This window comes from Enterococcus raffinosus (assembly GCF_019175485.1).
In the GTDB taxonomy this organism is placed as follows: Bacteria; Bacillota; Bacilli; order Lactobacillales; family Enterococcaceae; genus Enterococcus_A; species Enterococcus_A raffinosus.
Genome location: NZ_CP072888.1, coordinates 124954 through 145025, shown reverse-complemented (window position 1 = coordinate 145025; position 20072 = coordinate 124954). Strand labels below are relative to the sequence as shown.

The window sequence follows — 20072 nt, the reverse complement described above, 5'->3', positions numbered from 1 at the left end:
GAGTGACACGATGTTTAAAGAATTTAAAGAGTTCTTGATGCGAGGTAATGTCATCGATCTTGCAGTTGGTGTGGTTATTGGTACTGCCTTTACCGCGATTGTGACAAATGTCGTCAACGGATTGATCACGCCCCTAGTGGGATTAATTGTTTCCTTATTTACGAAAGGAAAAGATTTGAACGAAGCCATGTCTGTTTTAGATTGGACACCTGTTAAGGGAGTTACCTTTGCCTTTGGCGACGTTGTCAGCGCATTGATCACATTCATTATTACTGGTTTTGTGCTATTTTTAATCGTTAAAGCTGCCAACAAAGCAAAAGATGCAGCCAGCAAAGAAGAAGCTGCTGAACCTGAAGAAACGGTTCCTACAGCTGAAGACTACTTGGCGGATATTCGTGATCTATTAGTCGAACAAAAAAAGGCGACTCGAGAAGATTTCGAAGACAAATAAAAACCATGGAGCTTTCGCTCCATGGTTTTTAAATTGCTTCTGTTAAAAATTCGATCTCTACTGTGCGAGTCAATACATCGGAATAGCTGTATGAAACACGTTCGAAAGAATTTTCTTCTGGGTCCAAATCAACTACAAAAACGGAAGGATAAGTCTCTGTTAGGATTCCTTTTCGTTGTGTTTGACGCTTGCGTCCCGTCTGAGCTACAAGCATAATCGGAGCACCAATACGATCTTCCAAGTTTTTCTTGATAGTCGCTAAAGTTGTTGGCATACAGTTCACCTCAACATATATTATAGCACAAATATAAAACTTTTCAATGTTATCATAAGATAAAAAAATTTGCAAATTCTTATTTATTTAATAGGAAGGATTCCTGTTGCGCTATTCATCTAATTCATATATTTTTTTCTTGATCTTATTCTTCGTCCGATTCAGTGCGTTATGAATCGCTTTTTCTGTTTCATTTAACTGCTGCGCGATATTTTTGGTTTCTTCGCCTTTCAGGTAAGAATGCAGCACCCGTAGCTCTAAGGGAGAAAGGACAACTTCACCCGTCAGGATCATCTCACTGATAAACATCGTCTCCTCTAAAAACTCGTGATAATAAAAACGCTCACTAAAGGTCTCCGGTCCAACCTTCTCAATCGATACAGCCTGCTGCTGTGCCAGACGCTTTTTGGCTTGTTGACGGCGTAAAAGGGAACGGACTCGATTTTCAAAAATCATTTTGTAGTACAAACCGAATGTCGTTCCACGATTTTTGCGGTAGCTCTGTATGGCATCATTTAACGCAATTCGTCCTTCTTGCAACCAATCATCGAAATCAAAATCGCGTATCTTGTAACGATTCTGCATACTGTACACAACGGGAATATATTGATTAAACATTTCTTCAAAGGCAACACTATCAAATGGTTCTGATTTTTTTAGTTCTTCCATTCCAAAAAACACCCCTCTCACAAGTAAAAGCATACACTTTGTCTAAAAATGAGAGGAGTGTTAAAAGGATATTTATTTTTTTCGACTTAATTCGTCCAGTTTTTGCGACAATTTTTGCAATTGTTCATTATTCCAAGGAGAATTTCGACGAAAATTTTTAAAATGCGTATCTTTAGTATCACCAGTTATCAAAGCTTCTGTCTCCTGAACCGTCTTGTACAGCTCACGCGCAGAAGTCCGCAAAGCTCCCTGAGAAAAAATCGTCCATTGCTCTGCTAAATCACTCGTCGCTACCGTTACCTGTGTTAACCGATCATTTAATTCGCCGGCGATTCGCTCAATGTAGCTGTCGGCCGTTTCGTCCTCTTTAGTAAAGACAACTGTTAGCTGATATTTTTTATAGCTTTGAGTGATACCAGGTACAAACTGAGCATCAAACACTACAATCGTCTCAAGCCCTTGATATTTTGCAAAGTTCGATAGACGAAACAACAAGGCTTCCCGCGCTTCTTCTAATCGATCTTGATTTTTCAAGGCTGTTAATTCTGGCCAGGCGCCGATCATGTTATACCCATCAACGATCAATAATTGTTTCTTCATTACAGCTCACTTCGCTTTCGGAAGACCTCATACATCAGTAATCCGGCAGCTACGCCCGCGTTCAAACTTTGAACATGCCCGGTCATAGGAATCGTCAGCATTTCATCGACTTCCTTCTTCAGACCAGCACTCATGCCTTTTCCTTCGTTGCCGATAATCAAGGCAATCGGTCCAGAAACCTTCCACTGACGATAGTCTGTTCCAGCCATATCTGTCCCAAAGATCCAGTAGCCCGCATCCTTCAGCTGTTTGATGCTTTGGGCTAAGTTCGTTACTCGAGCGATTGGTACATATTCCACCGCGCCAGTCGAAGCCTTTGTCACTACAGGGGTGATACCGACTGAGCGATGCTTCGGAATGATCACACCAGATACCCCGCTGGCATCTGCCGTTCGCAGAATCGATCCAAAATTATGCGGGTCCTCCAAACTATCTAAAATCAGTAAGAAGGGCGCTTCTTCAGCGGACGTTTTTGCCAACAGCTCCTCTAACGTCAAATATTCATAGGGCGTTATGCCTAGAACGATCCCTTGGTGGACGCCGCCATCACTTAACGTATCTAATTTTTGCTTGGGCACCCACTTCACCGGAACTGCTTGTTCCTTTGCTAACCTTTTTAATTGATCGATTTTCTCGCCATGTGCATCCTCTTGTAAGAATAATTTATTCCCTCGGCCTGCTTGTAATGCTTCTACACTCGCATGATGCCCAAAAACAAAGTTATTTTCTTCCGACTCAGTCACATCAATCGATTCTTTGCGACGGTCTTTCGGACGATCATTTTTTCGCTGATTGCGCCGATCATTTCCACGTCGTTGTTTTTTATCCTTCATTTGCTTCGCCCGCTTTCTCTAAACACCACTTGATCAATTCTTCCAGTCGTTCTTTTTGCTCCAATAGATGCAGGTAGCCCATCAAGGCCTCAAAACCTGTGGACATTCGATAGGTCATGATATCTGTATTTTTAGCAGAGGTATAGCTTTTAGCGTTTCGTCCACGCCGATAAATACCCTGTTCTTCTTCTGTCAGCATACCATCTTCGATCATTTTTTGGATCAACATTGCTTGGGCTTTCGCCGAAACATAATGTGTTGCCATGTGATGCAGTTTATTCGGGCGTGTTTGTCCTTCTCGTACTAAATGATCCCGCACGTAGGTTTCATAGATTGCGTCGCCAACATACGCCAGTGCTAATGCGTTTAATTGTTTATAATCGGTCATTATGCTCGTCTCCAACGGACGCCTTGAGGGGTGTCTTCTAAAATAATTCCTTGCTCTTTTAATTGATCACGAATTTCATCACTGCGGGCAAAGTTTTTGTCTTTGCGGGCTTGGTTTCGTTCTTCAATCAATTGATCAACCTCTTCGTCCAATAGACCTGCCGTTTGGAAGACAATGCCGAAAACGCCCAACATCTTCGTAAATTCCTCCAATGCTGTCGTTAGAACTGCTGCTGAAACCTGCTCCTGCTCGCTATAATGATTCAACCATTTCGCCACTTCATAAACGACGGTGATTCCATTAGCCGCATTGAAGTCGTCATCCATTTCTTCAATGAATCGATCTTTTAGTCCTTGCAGCTCAGCGATTCTCGTCGGATCGTCAGCCAATTCCGCGACTGCTGATTCTTGTCGGAACGTCGCATTTTCAAACGCTGTCCGTAATTTTTGCAAGTTCGCTTGAGCATCCTTCATGGTTGCTTCGCTATAACGAATCGGGCGACGGTATTGTGTCGTTGCCATGAAGAAACGCAAAATTTGCGGATCAATTTCTTTCACCAAATCATGCACTGTCACAAAGTTTCCTAAAGACTTGCTCATCTTCGCATCGTCTTCTCCAATCGTTACATATCCATTGTGCATCCAATAATTGGCGAAACGCTGTCCAGTTTTCGCTTCACTTTGAGCAATTTCATTTTCATGATGGGGAAATTCCAAATCCTGACCACCGCCATGAATATCAATCGTATCACCTAGATGCTTGGTCGCCATTACCGAGCACTCGATATGCCAACCTGGACGGCCTTCACCCCAAGGAGAATGCCAAGAAATCTCATCTGGCTTCGCACTCTTCCATAAAGCAAAGTCCAAGGGATCCTCTTTGATCGCTTGCTCTGCGCCAGTTCGTTGACTCGCGCCAACCTCCAGCTCATCAATAGATTGATCGCTTAATTCCCCATAGTGTTCAAACTTACGTGTTCGATAATAAACATCGCCTTCAGCTTCGTAAGCATAGCCTTTTTCAATCAGCGCTTCGATGAACGCCAAAATATCCGGAATATGGTTGATGACGCGCGGATGAAGAGTCGCTGGCTTCACATTTAGCGCAGCAGTATCTTCTTTGAAGGCCTCAATGAAACGATCCGCTACTTCTGGCGCAGTAATTGATAATTCTTTCGCCGCTTTGATGATTTTGTCATCTACGTCTGTAAAATTCGATACATAGTTTACCTCGTAGCCGCGATACTCAAAATAGCGACGAATCACATCAAAGGCGATGGAACTACGGGCATTTCCAATATGGATATAGTTATATACTGTTGGTCCGCAAACATACATGCGAACTTTATTTTCTTCTATTGGTTGAAAAATCTCTTTCTCCCGTGTCAATGTATTGTGTATTTTAATCATGTTGAACCTTCTCCCCTTTTACTCTAACTACTCTTGCTGGAACACCTACCGCGGTCGAGTCCGCGGGTATATCCTTTAAAACGACCGCTCCTGCGCCGATCTTCACACGCTCGCCAATCTCTATAGGACCTAATATCTGTGCGTTCGCCGAAATAAACGCTCCCTGACGTACCGTCGGATGTCGTTTCCCTGTATCTTTTCCAGTTCCTCCTAATGTTACCCCATGAAATAATACAACGTCACGTTCAACCTCCGCTGTTTCACCGATCACTACACCCATTCCATGATCAATGAAGACTCCGGGAGCTATTTTGGCACCAGGATGAATCTCGATTCCTGTTAAAAACCGCCAAAACTGCGAATGAATCCGTGCTAATAAAAACCAACGGTGCTGATAAAGAAAATGCGAGAACTTATGAAAGAATAATGCGTGAACACCTGGATATGTAAGGACTACTTCTGCGCCAGTTCTGACTGCCGGATCATTGCGTTTCGCCGCTGCGATTGCTTCTTGCCACCATCCCATTTACCTCAACTCCTTTATTTTCCTATTGTCAGAATCCATACTATCGAACTCTGACAACTTTTTCATTTTGTTCAAGTTTACTGACTTTCTTCGTTTTCATTAGTTAGCTGCCTATACGGCTAAAGCGTATTAGTATCAACTTTTTCAAAATGCGAAAAAGTTCGTTTGATTTTCATTACGCATACCATTCCACTAACTTGCTAAAGCAAGAAGTGGAACTGGCAGCTAGCACCTTTTGGATGACATCCTTTTTCCAAAAAACAGAAAAAGGATTTTATCGTTGCCTCGCATACGATTCCGCTAAACATCTCATTCTCAGATTCGTCAAGAAATCTTATTTAATTCTTGTACACTATATAACTGCGAAAAGCGTAACTCGCAAAAAAGCGTCTTTTGAGTTTCCTCAAAAGACGCTTCTACGTGGTCCCACTTTTGTTTGCAATGATGCCTTGAAACAGGTAACGTCTGTGAACCGTCCTTGGCTACGTATCGCCAAGACCACTCGGAGATGCATTTCGCAAGTATTGATTTGACTGCTTCCACCTCCCGCAGTCTCTCTGAAAAATCGCCACTTGCTACTTCTTCTCTTCTATGTGTTTACATTACTTGATCTAAATGTGCTAAGGCTTTTTCTTTGCCTAATAATTCAACGGTTTCTGGTAATTCTGGACCATGAACCATGCCGCTGACTGCGACCCGGATTGGCATCCATAGATTTTTCCCTTTGATACCCGTTTCTTTTTGGACCGCCTTGATTGCAGCTAAAACACTTGCAGCATCGACCGTTTCTAATCCTTCTAGCTGTGCCTTGAAGGCCGCTAATACAGTTGGTACGCCTTCGCCTGCTAAAACTTCTTTCGCAGCAGCATCAAGCTCTAAATGGTCTTGGAAGAATAAGCTAGAAACCTCTGTGATTTCCGCCGCATAGCTCATTTGTGGTTGATACAAGCTGACTACGCGTTTCACCCAAGCCTTATGCTCTGCTGTAGGATTTTCTTCGACTTTACCAGCCTTGATCAAATAAGGCAAGCACAAGTCTGTTAATTTATCCAAATCCATCGCTTTGATGTAATGGTTATTGACCCATTCTAATTTCTTTTGATCAAAGGCTGCAGGTGATTTACTCAATCGTTCCGTATCGAAGATCTTGATCAATTCATCCTGCGGGAATATTTCGTCTTCGCCCACTGGTGACCAGCCAAGTAACGCGATAAAGTTGAACATCGCTTCTGGCAGATAGCCTAATTCACGGTATTGTTCGATAAATTGCAGAATGCTTTCATCCCGTTTACTTAATTTCTTGCCTGTTTCTGTATTAATGATCAACGTCATATGACCGAATGTTGGACGAGGCCAACCAAAGGCATCATAGATCATTAATTGTTTTGGTGTATTGGCGATATGATCATCTCCACGTAAAACATGCGTAATCTTCATCAGATGATCATCTACTGCAACCGCAAAATTATACGTCGGCATACCATCACGTTTTTGAATGATGAAATCGCCGCCGACATTGTCAGATTCAAAGCTGATTTCTCCTTTGACCATATCGTCAAACGTGAAGCTCGTATTGCGAGGAACGCGGAAACGAATCACTGGCTCTAGCCCTTGTGCTTCTTTTTCTGCTTGCTCTTCAGGTGTTAAGTCGGCACATTTACCTGAATAATGAGGCATCTCACCGCGAGCACGCTGCGCTTCACGCTCTGCTTCCAATTCCTCAGATGTACAGTAGCATTTATAGGCTAAGTTACTCATTAATAATTGATCAATTAACGGTTGATAAACATCGCGTCGTTCAGATTGACGATAAGGGCCGTATTTCCCAGGATTCTCTGGTGATTCGTCCCAGTCGATTCCAAGCCAAGCTAAGTTTTCCAGCTGGCTTTTTTCGCCGCCTTCGATATTTCTTTTTAAATCGGTGTCCTCGATTCGAATGATGAATTCTCCATCATTGTGGCGAGCAAATAGATAATTGAACAACGCTGTTCGGGCGTTTCCGATGTGTAAGTGCCCTGTTGGACTTGGTGCGTAGCGCACACGAATTTTCGACATATAGTAGTTCCTCTTTCCCGCTTATTTAACAAATGAAAAACATTTGCTACTCAACACAAATTGTACAATCAATCCATTGTTTAGTAAAGCTGCACTCTTATTTTCCACCCTTATCATGAGTGTAATCTAACTTTTTCTCTGGTGAATCGTCCTTGATGTTACGGCTTGAATGTGCGGGCTTCGCAAAGATCATCCGTCCAGCCGCTGTTTGCAGTGCACTTGTTACAACGACTTCTATGTGTTCATTCATATAATGCTGTCCATCTTCAACAACGACCATTGTTCCATCATCCAGATACGCGACCCCTTGCTGACGTTCCGTTCCAGCCTTCACAACCAAAACATTCATGTTCTCACCTGGGATCACTACAGGCTTCACAGCATTTGCCAACGCGTTGATATTCAAGACTGCAACATTTTGGAATTCAGAAACTTTGTTCAAGTTGTAGTCATTTGTTACGATCACGCCATCTAGCAACTTAGCCAATTTGATCAATTTACTGTCGACTTCGCTGATATCTTCGAAATCCCCATCATACATTTCAACAGCGATGCCTTCTTCTTTTTGCAGTGAGTTTAAAATGTCCAACCCGCGGCGTCCCCGTACACGCTTCAAGCTGTCACCAGAATCGGCAATGTATTGCAATTCATAGAGGACAAAATTCGGGATCATCAAAACGCCTTCTAAAAATCCGGTTTTCGCAATATCATAAATTCTTCCGTCAATGATGACACTTGTATCCAAAATTTTATATTTATGGAAATGATCATCGGCTTTTCGTTCTAAGACTTCGCCTTCATTTGTTTCAGATTTCTTGCTTCGGCCGCTGAAGAATTTTTTCAATTCATCGATCCGCGTCGTTCCCATCCGAAAGCCTAGATAACCCAATAACAGCATGATCAAAATCGGCAAGCCGCTGTTAATGAACGGGATCGGAATCTGGTACAAAGGAGTCGTCCCGATCAATCCAAGGGTCAATCCAAGGATTGCACCTACCACTCCAAATAAGATATACGTTAAGCTCAATTCATTTAATTGTTTTTCAATTCTTTTTACACCAACTGTGATTGGTTCCACGATAGCCAAAGAAATAATATAAAAAATAATTGCACCGATCAGGCCATTCGTTAGTGAATTATTCAACCACATGTTGTCTGCATAACCAACCGCTGTCCACGCTATGGGCAGGAAAGTAATTCCTAAACTAATCCCAACGAGTAAAACGATTACTGTCAACACACGTTTCTGCATGCCATCCCTCCTAAATTCTAATAGTTATTTTTTTGAATAAAGGGCGTGCCGGAAAATCTCTCCGGCACTGCCGCTTATTAACGAAATACTTTTCTTAAGGTTTCCCCTAAGGTTGCCACAGGAACCAATTCGATTCCTTTTGGCGGTTTCCAATCGCCCATATTGTTCTTAGGCAGATAGATTTTTTTGAAGCCCAATTTGCTGGCTTCTTTCACCCGCTGTTCAATGCTGTTGACCCGACGAATTTCACCCGTCAAACCAATTTCACCGATAAAGCATTCGGTGGCTTCCGTGCCGTTTTCTTTGTAGCTGGAGGCAATCGCCACAGCCACCGCTAAATCAATGGCCGGTTCATTTAATTTTACCCCGCCTGCCGCTTTTAAGTAGGCATCTTGATTTTGCAGCAGCAACCCGGCGCGTTTTTCCAAAACAGCCATGATCAAAGAAACACGGTTGAAATCTAAGCCGGTCGTTGTGCGCTTCGCGTTGCCGAAAACAGTGGGGGTTACCAATGCCTGCACCTCAACCAAAATTGGTCGGCTGCCTTCCATGGCAACCACGATTGCTGAACCGGTTGCACCTTCTAGGCGTTCCTCTAGGAAAACCTGTGAAGGATTGGCCACTTCGACCAGCCCTCGTTCTCTCATCTCGAAAATTCCGATTTCATTAGTGGAACCGAAACGATTTTTTACCGCGCGTAAGATTCGAAAGCTGTGATGCTTCTCGCCCTCAAAGTATAAAACAGTATCCACCATATGCTCCAGCATTCGCGGACCTGCGATATTTCCCTCTTTGGTCACATGACCTACGATAAAAATCGCAATACCGTTCGTCTTCGCTAGCTTCAACAGCTCTGCGGTGGTCTCCCGAACCTGGCTGACCGAGCCCGCCACACTAGTGATATCTGGTTGTGTCATGGTTTGGATCGAGTCGATGATCACATAATCCGGCTTCAGATTTTCAATCGTTCGGCTGATTTCTCCCATGTCTGTTTCCGCATATAAATAAAAATCTGTCTCACTTGATCCTAGGCGCTCCGCCCGCAATTTTATCTGCTGCGCACTTTCTTCTCCAGAAACATACAAAACTGTACCGCCGGTTGCCGCTAATTGATGGGATACTTGCAATAGTAAGGTGGATTTCCCAATACCGGGGTCCCCACCGATTAATACCAATGAACCTGGAACCACTCCGCCGCCAAGAACGCGATTCAATTCAGCTAATTCTGTCTGAACGCGCGTTTCCTTTTTGAAGACGACATCCTTTAATTTGGTAGGTGTCGCACGCTCTCCGGTTAAACTGACACGGTTGCGTCGATCTTCGGGATGATTTTGCTCAATCTCCTCTACCATCGTGTTCCAATTTCCGCAGTTAGGACAACGCCCTAAATACTTAGGCGAAACATAACCACATTCTTGGCAGATAAATTGTGTCTTGGATTTTTTTGCCAAACCCTTCGCCTCACTCATTTAATTGATTCGTTATTTCTGATCGGATGAACCAAAGCCGCCTGTTCGCTCCGCTTCGGCCACATCATTATCGGCTTTTAGAAACGGCAGGAAGATCCCTTGACCGATCCGTTCGCCTTTTTTGATTTGTACGTCTGTCAAACCAAAATTTGAAAACTGGAACATAATATGCCCTTCGTTGTCCGGGTTATTATAATAATCGCTGTCAATCACTCCAACCCCATTGCTTAGCGTCAAGAAACGCTTCAATGGATTGCTGGAACGGTTTGCCAGCTGTAAGTATTCATCTTGTCCCATATAGGCTTTGATCCCTGTAGGAACCAATACGGGTTTAACAATTTTTTCAGATACCTCAGATCCTTTTGTAAAATGCTGAATGACTTGTTTCCAAATCGCTGGAATCACGATATCCTCTGCAGCCTCAAAATCATAGCCTGCCGCATTTTTTGTCGCCCGTTTTGGCAAGTTGATTTGTTTATCCTGGTAAGCTGCTGTTACTTCAAAACCACGTTTTTTCATTGTAATCTCCTTTAGTTCTTTGTGCCTTATTTGGCTCGTCTGTCCAGTTGCTTATTTCGCAAGAAACGTACGGAAAAAGAAGCGGACATCCTTTGTGAAATATATAGCTATTCTACCATAGAGCACGCTTCTGTTCGAAAATCTTTTACGAAAACTCTATGGAAATTTAATGAATTTTTTTCGCTTTATTTTAATTCTCGCTGATTCGTTCATCCAAAGCTGGCAAACGGTTGATATACATCTCAATTCGTTTTGCATAAGAAGGGCTCTCCTCATACGTTTTAATCTGTTTCTGCAGCGTTTTAAGATCATCTGTCACAATGCCATTCACATTTAGTGAGATCATTCGATCCATCGAATCGGCATCATTGACTGTCCAAGCATAAACATCCTTATCTTCTTGATGCGCCCGTTGAACAAAATCCCCTGTCAAGGTTGTTTCTTCCATTGTATAAGCATTTGCTGGTGTCTGGGGGAATACTAAATTATAAGGCAAGACATAACTGACATACAACTTTGGTGCCTTTTCCTTCAATTCAGTCACCACGTCATAATCCAACGAATGAATCCGGTGATGATGGGTTAAAATATTCTGTTGATACTTTTCAATAAAGTTCTCCACCATCTCTTTAGAATCTGACGAATTGGTTTTGATCTCAATCAATAGTTTTTGCTGATGTTCATTGGCAAAGGATAAGTACTCATCAAAGCTGGCAATAGAAGCAACATGACCATTTTCCACAGCTTGCAGGTCTTGAGCCTCACTCAGTGTCAAGTCATGGGTGGTTTTGTCACGCCCAGTCAACTTCCGGAAGTTTTTATCATGAAAGACGACAAATTGATGATCTTTGGTTTCTTGAACGTCCATCTCGATATAATCGGGTTTTTCTTTAATGGTTGCGGCCATTGCCGGAATGGTATTCTGTACTCCGTTGCCGTTGTCTACTCCCCGATGAGAGATAGTTAAAGGAATAGAATCTGCCAACCCTGTCAGATACAACACATTGCTAAGCAACGTTGTCCCACCTAAAAAGACAAACAAAATGGCGGCTGCGATACGTGTCCACAAGCTTGGACGGATCAAACGTAACGGACGCTCGCCGCTAATCACCAGTGGATAAAACTTTTGAACCAAGACACTAAAATAAAGCACCGTCGCCCAGGCTAGCATCAATTGACTGAAAAGCTGGATACTTGTGAGTGTGATCATCGCACCGATTGCAGGAAATGGTTTAGGCAACAAGTCCAAAACGACCTGTAGACCATAGCTCAGACCGTAGCCGAGGTACGAAACAATGGTTAAAAATACGGTCAAAATAAATATACGCCAAGCATAATGCCAGTATCGGTGATGGGTCAACGCTAGACTCTTTTCAACCGCTTGTTTTGGCGGCTCATCAGAAAAAATCATTAAGGGCAGGACAAACAGCAAGCGGATTCCGATATACGATACAACAATGGAGGCAAGAATCAATAATAGAAGAAATAATAGGTTCTCACTTAAATAATCTAAAATAAATACTGGTATCGTCACTTTGCTTAATAGAGGAGTTCGGAAAATGGCGTTAGCAAAAGGCAGGATCAGTACAAAATAAAAGAGAAAGAAAAAGAAAGTGGCCGGCCGTAAATGACGCATATGATACACCGATTGCTTAAAAAGCGCCCACAGAGAACGGTCTTCCTTTGTTTGAATACTTTTGATACTGAATAGCTGAAACGTAAATTGTAGAAAAACCAAGGTTAGCACGATGGCTAGCAAAACTAGTAAACCGGCTAAAACTCCCGGATGTTTCGTTAAAATCGTTAAAATATTAGTGCTAGATACATAAGGTATATTTCCTTGTTTTAAAATGAAGGCAATTGAAAATTGAACACACGGAATCACCAACATTTCTAATACGATATTGGTGCCAACAATCAAAAGAATGTAACTGCCCCAATGACGCAAAAATTCTCTTGAGTAGGTAAAGAAAAAACGCAGCGATGACATTTGATACCCCTTCTTTCAAATAAATAATGCAGGTAAATTTCTATAGGACGGTGAATTGCCAAAAATGATGCAAAGGCGAAAAACGAATTGGCAGCTAACTCGGTTTGAGGAAATCATTTTTCTACAAATTAGAAAAATGGTTTTATTTTCGTACGCATACCATTCCACTAAAAAGCTTGCCACTATAGCTCACTCTAACAATTGTTTCTGTTATCAACTTTTAAATAACTGCGAAAAGTGGCACTGGCAGCTAGCTCGGTTTGAGGAAATCATTTTTCTACAAACAGAAAAATGTTCTATTTTCGCACGCATACCATTCCACTAGGTTCTATGAGCAACAATTTGTTCTAACTTAATAGTTTGTTTTCTCTCTAAATAAACTGCGAAAAGTGGAACTGGCAGCTAGCTCGGTGTTGAGGTCTCATTTTTCTACAAATCAGAAAAATGGTTTATTTTCGTACGCATACCATTCCACTAAGTTCCATGAGCAACAATTTGTTCTAACTTAATAGTTTGTTTTCTCTCTAAATAAACTGCGAAAAGTGGAACTGGCAAAAAATCGGGCACACGGGTTTATGTGTCCGATTGTTGTTGGCGTTTTTGATCGTATTCTGGATCAAACTCGTCGGTTTCGATATAAATATAGGCCTTTTTATCCGGTAATGCCCTGCGAATGACGCGTTCGATTTGGTTAACCACATCGTAGCTGACGCCTTCATAGGAATCCGCAATGTCAATTTTCGCAGCGATCATGACTTCCGTTGGACCTAAATGAACGGTTTTGATATCGATGACTTTTTTGACTTCATCTCGTTTAAACGCATCTTGAATTTTTATCAGATCGTTCTTTGAGACGCTCTCGCCAATGATTAGACTGTAAAATTCTCGTGCTAAAAAGATTGAAGCAAACATCAGCATCATCCCGATCAACAATCCGCTCAAGGCATCGAACATCGGGTTTCCAGTAACCATCGTCAATACGGTTCCGATAATCGCCAACACTAAACCAATCACCGCACAAAAATCCTCTGTGAAAATAATCAGAATTTCGCTGTGACGGCTTTCGTGCAGAAACTTGAATAATGACAGCTTCTCTGTGTTCAGTTCATGGATCTCCTTGATCGCTATTCGCAACGAGCTTCCTTCTACTAAGATACCAAAGACTAAAATCGCTAATACGATTAGAGGATTGGCAACCTCATGGCTGGGATGGAATAATTTTTCCACTGCTTCCCATATCCCTAACGCCCCACCACCAAAGAACAACATGGTGGCAACAATCGTGCTGAAAAAATATTTGGCGCGACCTTCACCAAACTGATGCAGCTCACTTTGACCGCGAGCAGCACGACGATCACCAAATAATAGTAAAATTTGATTGCTGCAATCCACTACACTGTGGATACTTTCATTCATCATCGCGGCACTGCCGCTAAGCATGTAACCGACAAATTTACTAACAGCCACTAACACATTGGCCAATAAGGCCGCCAGTACCGCCATCGATCCCTGCGTCTTTTTCTCTTCCATTTGATTCACTCGCTTCCTAATGCCTCTATTATAAAGCAGAAGCGAAAAATCATGAAAGCAAAGCCCTTCAAGTCCGCTATTGTTTTCATGATTCTTTTAATAAGCAAGTAGACATCCTTTAGTTTACGTCTTGAACTCCGTCATATTCCCGCGAAAACGCAACGGTAAATGATTGCGCTGCGCCACATAATTGGCGCGTTCATCGATTGTAACTGCCCGCAAGAAGGTTTTCCATTGTTGACGAATATCCTGTTCATTACTCGCTTCGGCAAATTCTGGGCAGCTGGTGTTTTCCATTAAATGGATATTTCCATGATCGATGATCCCCAATAGCTCGTGGGTCTCATCATAGATCATGATTTTTTCCTGAGGATATCTTTCCGCAAAATGGGGACAAAGATAAGGCATCACATAATGTTTGGGATTAATCTTACTAAAGAGCACATCGCCGACATACTCAAAACGAACAAAGCCTGTCAACAAATGATTTTCTCCCAACAGCGTGCGGATACTTTTTCTCAGGGCTAAAATCGAAGGGTGTCCTAAATGATTTTCCAGCAAATCTTTTGTCTGCAGCGCGATCTCGATGGCATCTAGCAAATAGCGCTCTTTGCCTTCAAGCGTGGCGTAAAAACCATTTTGAATAAACAAAAAATTTTCTGGGCGCAGACGTTGCCGCAATCGGCGATAGATTTTCTCGCCTCGTACTGGATCGGTTGCGACCCATTCTGCCAAAAACAAGCTTTCAACCGCGGTTTCCGGCGACAAAATCAGGGTTGGAAACTTTTTCTCACGAAAGCTGCGATCCACCACCGTCATAAAGCCAAGAAAACTGCCGTCATATTCCCAATGTTCCGCAGATTCTTGCATCCTAATCACCTACTCTTCGCATGTTCAAATCGTTCGACATCAAATAATGATAACTGTTCACTGACTGATTGTGTATTGTGCTTTTTCAATACTTCATATTGCTTTGAGGAAATCAAAGAAGTAATGATCCACTCAGGGTCTTTGATTAAGCCGGCAGGTGTTTCATGATTGCAGGCAATAAAATATTGTGCCCGTTTGATCACGATGCCTAATTTCTTTAAGTCGGTCAAATGGAGCCGATAATATTTACGCGCCTTGACAATATTTTGCGCACTTTTTGGACCGATTCCCGGAACGCGCAGCAGCTGATCATACGTCGCAGTCTGGACATCTACGGGGAAGCGTTGATAGTTTTGGACTGCCCAATTCGCTTTAGGATCAAGATAAAGGTTGAAATTTGGCTTGTCCTCAGATAAAATCTCATCCGCTGTAAACTTGTAAAACCGCAGCAGCCAATCCGCTTGATACAGGCGATGTTCCCGCAGGAGTGGCGGTTCTGTCGTTACCGCTGGCAATAAATTGTCCTGATTGACTGGGATATAGGCCGAATAATACACCCGCTTCAACTGATATTTTTGATACAAATTCTCGGAAATCTTCACGATCGACCGATCACTCTCAGGACTGGCTCCGATAATCATCTGTGTTGACTGTCCGGCAGGCACGAAGCTCGGACCACGGCGGACCGCTGGTAAAAATTCCTGTTCTTTCTTTACCGTCGTAATTTGCTTCATTGGCTTATATAAGTCAAACGGATCTTTGTCCGGAGCCAGTAATTTCAGACTTTCGCGGGAAGGAAGTTCGACATTGACGCTCATTCGATCCGCCAGAAAGCCTAACTCCTCAATCAATTTTTCATCCGCGCCGGGAATCGCCTTGACGTGGATATACCCGCGAAAGCCCTTTTCTTCACGCAAAATTTTCAAGGTCTTAATCAAGAGCTCGCAAGTGTAGTCCGGATTTTTAATAATCGCCGAACTCAGAAATAAGCCTTCAATGTAATTGCGCATGTAAAAATCCATGGTTAAATCCGCCACTTCTTGCGGCGTGAAGGTTGCTCGTGGAATCCCGTTAGATTTACGGTTAATACAATAGTGGCAATCAAAAATACACGCATTGGTAAACAGCAGCTTCAATAACGAGACACATCTGCCATCTGGGGTGAAGGAATGACAAATTCCCGAAACCTGTGTGCTGCCTACCGTTCCTGTCCGTGTATTATTTTCGACACCGCTGCTGGAACAGGAAACATCGTATTTCGCTGATTCCGCTAAAATTTCTATTTTTCTTTCCAGTTCCATCGAAAATCACTCCTTATACATACGGATGCCATCATTATCAAAAAAAAAGCATTTTATACGAACATATGTTCTTATTTAACCAAAAAAAGGACGAATTGTCAAAAAAGAATTTGAGAGATACTCCTAAAGACGGATGAAGAAGGCGCAGAATTTGCTATAATTTAAAGCATCCAGTAGGACATAATAAAAGGAGTGGGAATAATGGAAAGGAAACAATATGTTTGTGATAAGTGCGGGTCGCAGCACTATACGTCTGACCAGTTTCAAGCAACTGGCGGAAACTTTGCGAAGATTTTTGATGTTCAAAACAAAAAATTTACGACCATCAGTTGTAAGCGCTGTGGGTATACGGAGCTTTACCGCGGAGAAACCTCTGACGGCTGGAATATCCTCGACTTCCTAATGGGCGGCGGGTAAATAAAAAAGCGGCGATCGCCGCTTTTTTATTTTGCCTTCGATTATCGAACGACTACCGCATATTTTCTTGCATTGTAGATGTTTTCAAAAGTCGTACGACTCAACCAATAAGAACCGCTGATCGGATCAGAGACATGGACTTGATTGCCGGCTTTATTGAAGCCATCCAAAGTGACCGCATGATTGTTGTTGGCGGCAACCCCAAAGCTCCAATTCCCCCAGCGAATCGGTTGGAAGTTGATGGTTACCCACGCCACGACTGGATTGCCGTTTTTCACTTCGTTGATCAAGGTGTTCATCGAGCTGCCGGAAATATTTTGAACATTCCCGTATTTTTGCCCCCAGCTGGTCAATGGTGCTGGATAAATCGCGGAATAGGTATAGGAATTTTCAACAAATGGCGAACCAACAAAGCCGCTGTTAGGATTACCATTTGAGGATTTCGGAATTGTATTTAAGAACGAACGCAGACTCCAATTTGTCAGCTTGCCTTTATACTGCAAGGCTTGAAGTAAAGAAGCGCCTTCGCAGCCGCTTGGTGCGCCTAATGCATATTGGTTGTAATTCTTCACTCCGAGCAGGCGATAATCTTCGTGACTCTGCTCACCACCGCCAACCGCATACCAAGCGATCCCTTCATAACGCCAGCCAAGCTTTTTCAGCTGATCGCGCTCAGAAGTAATCGGGGTGTAGTGATGGGCTCCCGCCTTCGCATTCGGATTGTATAGACGATAAAGCGGCGTACCTGAGCTTGGTGAATACCAAGAGATTCCTTCGTAACGCCAGCCAACTTTTTTCAAATGATCCCGTTCACCCGCATTTAACGTGTAGTGATGGTCCCCAGCGTTTGGATTATATAGACGATAAACAGGATTTCCACTGGCTGGGGCTTGCCAGCCGATCCCCTCATAACGCCAGCCGACTGAACGCAGATGATCCCGCTCACTGGTCGTTTTTGTATAGAAATGCTCTCCGCTGTTGGGATTGTATAAGCGGTACATCGGAACCGATGCCGCAGCAGCTCTAAAGGAGCGAGCATTGCCTTGGATCAATTCTTCTTTTGGTGCTTGTGTTTCATTGGCTTCGGTTTGCCCTTCTTTGTGAGGCGGCTCCAGCTGGACAACCTCGCCATTTACGACCGCTGTTTGCGGTTCTTCAGCAGGGGCCGAAGCTTGAGCAGCATCCTGTGGTGGTTCTGAGCTAGACGTCTCCGACGAAAGAACGCTTTCAGAACTTTGACTTTCTATTACTGAACTACTTGCTGTTTCCGTAGAACTTTGACCAACATCCTCTGCTTGAGTGACTGCGGGCGCTGCAAACGCTGCAAGAGTTACCACACAAACAAACAGTACACTTTTTTTCATTTAAACATTCCTTTCTAAAATTATAAATAATAAAACAAGCATTTATACAGCGAAATCACATACTTAACTTGCATTAATTACTATATTATACTTTTTTCATTTGATTTAGTCTTTCTTTCCGCTTGCTTTAACAATAAAAAATCCGCTAAGAATATTCTCAGCGGATAATTATTTTATTTACTGATGGATACACGCGTCGGACTCACCCAGGTGCCTGTCCCGAAGCCTAAAATTGTTTTGATTGCCGGAATAAAGGTTGTTGCTACTGTCAATGTATTCATCATCCAATAGATCAACATGTAAAAAGGTGCAAAAATCAGATATTTGAGCTTCCGACCGCCATCATCAATAATGAGTGCGGCCGCAACCTGCAGAAAACCAGCTAACATTTCAAAATTTATGAAGATGAAGGACAAGGTCAGCATATGGAAGACTCGATGGTATTCGCCCAAAATTAGTGAATAGATCATCATTCCAACAAACGGCACTGAAAACAGCCAATAATAAAGGCTCCACAAAATACTGAAGCTTTGATCTAAAAACAACAAAAACTGTTCAAAATACTTAATCGGGTGTAGCGGAACCCTCTCCATATTGGTCAGCCACACTTCCGTTCCGCCTTTTGACCAACGTTTTCGCTGACGATACAGCATCTTTAACGTGTTGGGAACACCCATGAAAAACATAATATCCGGCGCAAAGGTCGGAATCCATCCCTGCAGTTGTTGGTCCCACGCGATACTGATGTCCTCAGTTGCCCGATCTTGGCGGAACAAGCCGACATCAATCAGGGCATCCTTGCGATACATTGTATTGGCACCACTGTAAGCATACATCGTCCCAAGAGTCCCTACCTGTCCCCGTTTGATCACTCCGACAATACTTGAAAATTCGACGGTTTGCGCCTTTTCAATGATCTTCGACCGATTTTGAACATCCATATTCCCTGTCACTGCCGCCACATTTTGATCGGCATCCGTCATGAAGTAATTCATATATTTCCAAAGCGCGTCAGCTTCAGGAATAGTATCTGCATCATTACTTAATATGTACTCACCCTTGGCAAAACCCACGCCAATATTAAAGGCATGGGCTTTCCCTTTATTCTTTTCAATCCGCAGCACGCGTAATCGGGGATAGCGGCTCTGTAAACGAGCTAAAATTTCAGGGGTTTGATCGGTTGAGCCATCGTCGGTAACAAGCACCTCATAATTGTGGTAATTCAGTTCATTTAACAAATAGGTCAGTGTATCTTCGAGCACGATTTCTTCATTATGTGCCGGCACCATGATCGTCACGAAAGGCTCATCTGAAATAGGAATCTTTCTAAAGGTCGTTCGTTTATAGCGATAAAAGAAACGATAAAAAACAACCTCAATTAACCAAATAAACGCACCAAGCACTGGATAACTAACCAAGACAAACAGTAAAGTTTTCACTATCCCATTCAAAATCGAATAACTCAATTCAACTGCCATGCCGCTCTGCCTCCTTATAAAGCTCGCGAATCGTTGCATCCGCTAGATTCTTCTCCTCCGGCACAGAATAGTAACGGCTCTCATGACGGGTCTCTTCTGAGCCAAAGCGTTCCGAATAGAAAGTATTCAACGCCATTTTTCTGATGCGCAGACCTTCGTCATCGTAAAGCTTTTCTACCCGCTCGTGGTATTTGATTCGATGATTATTTCGCAGCACCAAAAAAAAGAGACCGATTGAGAGAATCCCAAGAGAAACTAAAAACTGAAAGCCAGTGTGATAATAAACCGCCTCTCCTGTACGATCCTTCCACACATGATAGACTTGTGAATTATTCTTCAAAAGTGTCGATGAAAGTGTCCAATAAACTGGAATACCTACAGCAATCCAGCCGATAATCGTTAGTATACCAATATAGAATTTATTCCCCCAATGTCCCTTCTCAAAAAAGTGATCCTTTACAAAACGCTTTTCCGCATTATGATCTTTTCTTTGGTTTTTCATATCTATCCCTTCTTCTTTCATCATTATGGCTTCGGTTTCCAAAAATACAAATTATTCGTTCTCATTCATTAGCAGTTTTTAATTTTTTCTGTTATGCAACCAAAGCTTACCAATTTTGTTATCTGAGGTTGATACTCTTTTATAGACAAATAAGTTAAAGTGTAATCAAGGGAGA

At 42.7% G+C, this 20072-nt stretch carries 20 protein-coding genes and 1 other annotated feature; of the genes, 2 read left to right on the top strand and 18 right to left on the bottom strand.

All coding sequences use genetic code 11. The annotated features are described in order from the left end of the window. Positions 1–10 precede the first annotated feature (10 nt). Entirely contained in the window at positions 11–451 is a 441-nt protein-coding gene (gene mscL / locus J9537_RS00735) for a large conductance mechanosensitive channel protein MscL (RefSeq protein WP_218256356.1), read from the top strand. A gap of 28 nt (positions 452–479) precedes the next feature. Here mscL and J9537_RS00730 read toward each other — a convergent pair whose 3' ends face one another. The 15 genes from J9537_RS00730 to J9537_RS00660 all read right to left on the bottom strand — a co-directional run bounded on the left by J9537_RS00730 (position 480) and on the right by J9537_RS00660 (position 16136). After that, positions 480–725, bottom strand: a complete 246-nt coding sequence (locus J9537_RS00730) for a Veg family protein (RefSeq protein WP_010742697.1) — start codon at positions 723–725, stop codon at positions 480–482. A 111-nt stretch (positions 726–836) separates the two neighbouring features. Beyond that, entirely contained in the window at positions 837–1394 is a 558-nt protein-coding gene (locus J9537_RS00725; protein ID WP_010747268.1) for a sigma-70 family RNA polymerase sigma factor, read from the bottom strand. 72 nt (positions 1395–1466) lie between these two features. After that, positions 1467–1994 (bottom strand): NYN domain-containing protein, encoded by a 528-nt coding sequence (locus tag J9537_RS00720; protein WP_010747269.1) that lies wholly within the window; start codon positions 1992–1994, stop codon positions 1467–1469. Continuing rightward, the gene (gene rlmB, locus J9537_RS00715) at positions 1994–2827 is read right to left on the bottom strand and encodes a 23S rRNA (guanosine(2251)-2'-O)-methyltransferase RlmB (protein ID WP_218256355.1); all 834 of its coding nucleotides are present in this window, start codon (positions 2825–2827) and stop codon (positions 1994–1996) included. The genes J9537_RS00720 and rlmB overlap by 1 nt, the downstream gene beginning before the upstream one ends. Continuing rightward, entirely contained in the window at positions 2817–3215 is a 399-nt protein-coding gene (locus J9537_RS00710) for a Mini-ribonuclease 3 (protein ID WP_010747271.1), read from the bottom strand. The genes rlmB and J9537_RS00710 overlap by 11 nt, the downstream gene beginning before the upstream one ends. After that, positions 3215–4624: a cysteine--tRNA ligase gene (gene cysS, locus J9537_RS00705; RefSeq protein ID WP_218256354.1), complete on the bottom strand. Its 1410-nt coding sequence runs from the start codon at positions 4622–4624 to the stop codon at positions 3215–3217. The genes J9537_RS00710 and cysS overlap by 1 nt, the downstream gene beginning before the upstream one ends. Then, positions 4617–5150 carry a serine O-acetyltransferase EpsC gene (epsC, locus tag J9537_RS00700; protein WP_218256353.1) on the bottom strand — a complete coding sequence of 178 codons (534 nt, stop codon included), beginning with the start codon at positions 5148–5150 and terminating at the stop codon, positions 4617–4619. Before epsC ends, cysS begins: the two co-directional genes overlap by 8 nt. Positions 5151–5553: 403 nt before the next feature. Further along, positions 5554–5751: a binding site (T-box leader), on the bottom strand. Next, a complete protein-coding gene (gene gltX, locus J9537_RS00695; RefSeq protein WP_218256352.1) occupies positions 5748–7205 on the bottom strand; it encodes a glutamate--tRNA ligase in 1458 nt (485 codons plus the stop codon). (Overlaps the previous feature by 4 nt.) 97 nt (positions 7206–7302) lie before the next feature. After that, positions 7303–8457, bottom strand: coding sequence for a PIN/TRAM domain-containing protein (locus tag J9537_RS00690; RefSeq protein ID WP_010747275.1), 1155 nt, complete (start codon positions 8455–8457; stop codon positions 7303–7305). Between the two features lie 77 nt (positions 8458–8534). Then, positions 8535–9908 carry a DNA repair protein RadA gene (radA, locus tag J9537_RS00685; protein ID WP_010747276.1) on the bottom strand — a complete coding sequence of 458 codons (1374 nt, stop codon included), beginning with the start codon at positions 9906–9908 and terminating at the stop codon, positions 8535–8537. A 30-nt stretch (positions 9909–9938) separates the two neighbouring features. Beyond that, the gene (locus J9537_RS00680; RefSeq protein ID WP_218256351.1) at positions 9939–10445 is read right to left on the bottom strand and encodes a dCTP deaminase/dUTPase family protein; all 507 of its coding nucleotides are present in this window, start codon (positions 10443–10445) and stop codon (positions 9939–9941) included. 190 nt (positions 10446–10635) lie between these two features. Beyond that, positions 10636–12435: a glycerophosphoryl diester phosphodiesterase membrane domain-containing protein gene (locus J9537_RS00675; RefSeq protein ID WP_218256350.1), complete on the bottom strand. Its 1800-nt coding sequence runs from the start codon at positions 12433–12435 to the stop codon at positions 10636–10638. 573 nt (positions 12436–13008) lie between these two features. Beyond that, entirely contained in the window at positions 13009–13965 is a 957-nt protein-coding gene (locus J9537_RS00670; RefSeq protein WP_218256349.1) for a cation diffusion facilitator family transporter, read from the bottom strand. 123 nt (positions 13966–14088) lie between these two features. After that, positions 14089–14835 carry a TIGR03915 family putative DNA repair protein gene (locus tag J9537_RS00665; protein WP_218256348.1) on the bottom strand — a complete coding sequence of 249 codons (747 nt, stop codon included), beginning with the start codon at positions 14833–14835 and terminating at the stop codon, positions 14089–14091. A gap of 5 nt (positions 14836–14840) precedes the next feature. After that, positions 14841–16136 carry a putative DNA modification/repair radical SAM protein gene (locus tag J9537_RS00660; RefSeq protein ID WP_218256347.1) on the bottom strand — a complete coding sequence of 432 codons (1296 nt, stop codon included), beginning with the start codon at positions 16134–16136 and terminating at the stop codon, positions 14841–14843. A gap of 201 nt (positions 16137–16337) precedes the next feature. Between J9537_RS00660 and J9537_RS00655 the strand changes: the two genes are divergently transcribed. After that, on the top strand, positions 16338–16553 hold the full coding sequence (locus J9537_RS00655) for a zinc ribbon domain-containing protein (protein ID WP_010747282.1): 216 nt from the start codon (positions 16338–16340) through the stop codon (positions 16551–16553). Positions 16554–16594: 41 nt separating this feature from the next. Here J9537_RS00655 and J9537_RS00650 read toward each other — a convergent pair whose 3' ends face one another. From J9537_RS00650 to J9537_RS00640, 3 genes are all read right to left on the bottom strand, one after another. After that, positions 16595–17917 carry a C39 family peptidase gene (locus tag J9537_RS00650; RefSeq protein ID WP_218256346.1) on the bottom strand — a complete coding sequence of 441 codons (1323 nt, stop codon included), beginning with the start codon at positions 17915–17917 and terminating at the stop codon, positions 16595–16597. Positions 17918–18090: 173 nt separating this feature from the next. After that, on the bottom strand, positions 18091–19395 hold the full coding sequence (locus J9537_RS00645; protein ID WP_218256345.1) for a glycosyltransferase family 2 protein: 1305 nt from the start codon (positions 19393–19395) through the stop codon (positions 18091–18093). Further along, positions 19385–19897 (bottom strand): hypothetical protein, encoded by a 513-nt coding sequence (locus tag J9537_RS00640; RefSeq protein WP_218256344.1) that lies wholly within the window; start codon positions 19895–19897, stop codon positions 19385–19387. The genes J9537_RS00645 and J9537_RS00640 overlap by 11 nt, the downstream gene beginning before the upstream one ends. Between the last annotated feature and the right edge of the window lie 175 nt (positions 19898–20072).

Excerpts from the sequence above, each read along its gene's own strand:
- mscL (WP_218256356.1), top strand. The coding sequence starts at position 11 with ATGTTTAAAGAATTTAAAGAGTTCTTGATGCGAGGTAATGTCATCGAT.
- J9537_RS00730 (WP_010742697.1), bottom strand. The coding sequence starts at position 725 with ATGCCAACAACTTTAGCGACTATCAAGAAAAACTTGGAAGATCGTATT.
- J9537_RS00725 (WP_010747268.1), bottom strand. The coding sequence starts at position 1,394 with ATGGAAGAACTAAAAAAATCAGAACCATTTGATAGTGTTGCCTTTGAA.
- J9537_RS00720 (WP_010747269.1), bottom strand. The coding sequence starts at position 1,994 with ATGAAGAAACAATTATTGATCGTTGATGGGTATAACATGATCGGCGCC.
- rlmB (WP_218256355.1), bottom strand. The coding sequence starts at position 2,827 with ATGAAGGATAAAAAACAACGACGTGGAAATGATCGGCGCAATCAGCGA.
- J9537_RS00710 (WP_010747271.1), bottom strand. The coding sequence starts at position 3,215 with ATGACCGATTATAAACAATTAAACGCATTAGCACTGGCGTATGTTGGC.
- cysS (WP_218256354.1), bottom strand. The coding sequence starts at position 4,624 with ATGATTAAAATACACAATACATTGACACGGGAGAAAGAGATTTTTCAA.
- epsC (WP_218256353.1), bottom strand. The coding sequence starts at position 5,150 with ATGGGATGGTGGCAAGAAGCAATCGCAGCGGCGAAACGCAATGATCCG.
- gltX (WP_218256352.1), bottom strand. The coding sequence starts at position 7,205 with ATGTCGAAAATTCGTGTGCGCTACGCACCAAGTCCAACAGGGCACTTA.
- J9537_RS00690 (WP_010747275.1), bottom strand. The coding sequence starts at position 8,457 with ATGCAGAAACGTGTGTTGACAGTAATCGTTTTACTCGTTGGGATTAGT.
- J9537_RS00680 (WP_218256351.1), bottom strand. The coding sequence starts at position 10,445 with ATGAAAAAACGTGGTTTTGAAGTAACAGCAGCTTACCAGGATAAACAA.
- J9537_RS00675 (WP_218256350.1), bottom strand. The coding sequence starts at position 12,435 with ATGTCATCGCTGCGTTTTTTCTTTACCTACTCAAGAGAATTTTTGCGT.
- J9537_RS00670 (WP_218256349.1), bottom strand. The coding sequence starts at position 13,965 with ATGGAAGAGAAAAAGACGCAGGGATCGATGGCGGTACTGGCGGCCTTA.
- J9537_RS00665 (WP_218256348.1), bottom strand. The coding sequence starts at position 14,835 with ATGCAAGAATCTGCGGAACATTGGGAATATGACGGCAGTTTTCTTGGC.
- J9537_RS00660 (WP_218256347.1), bottom strand. The coding sequence starts at position 16,136 with ATGGAACTGGAAAGAAAAATAGAAATTTTAGCGGAATCAGCGAAATAC.
- J9537_RS00655 (WP_010747282.1), top strand. The coding sequence starts at position 16,338 with ATGGAAAGGAAACAATATGTTTGTGATAAGTGCGGGTCGCAGCACTAT.
- J9537_RS00650 (WP_218256346.1), bottom strand. The coding sequence starts at position 17,917 with ATGAAAAAAAGTGTACTGTTTGTTTGTGTGGTAACTCTTGCAGCGTTT.
- J9537_RS00645 (WP_218256345.1), bottom strand. The coding sequence starts at position 19,395 with ATGGCAGTTGAATTGAGTTATTCGATTTTGAATGGGATAGTGAAAACT.
- J9537_RS00640 (WP_218256344.1), bottom strand. The coding sequence starts at position 19,897 with ATGAAAAACCAAAGAAAAGATCATAATGCGGAAAAGCGTTTTGTAAAG.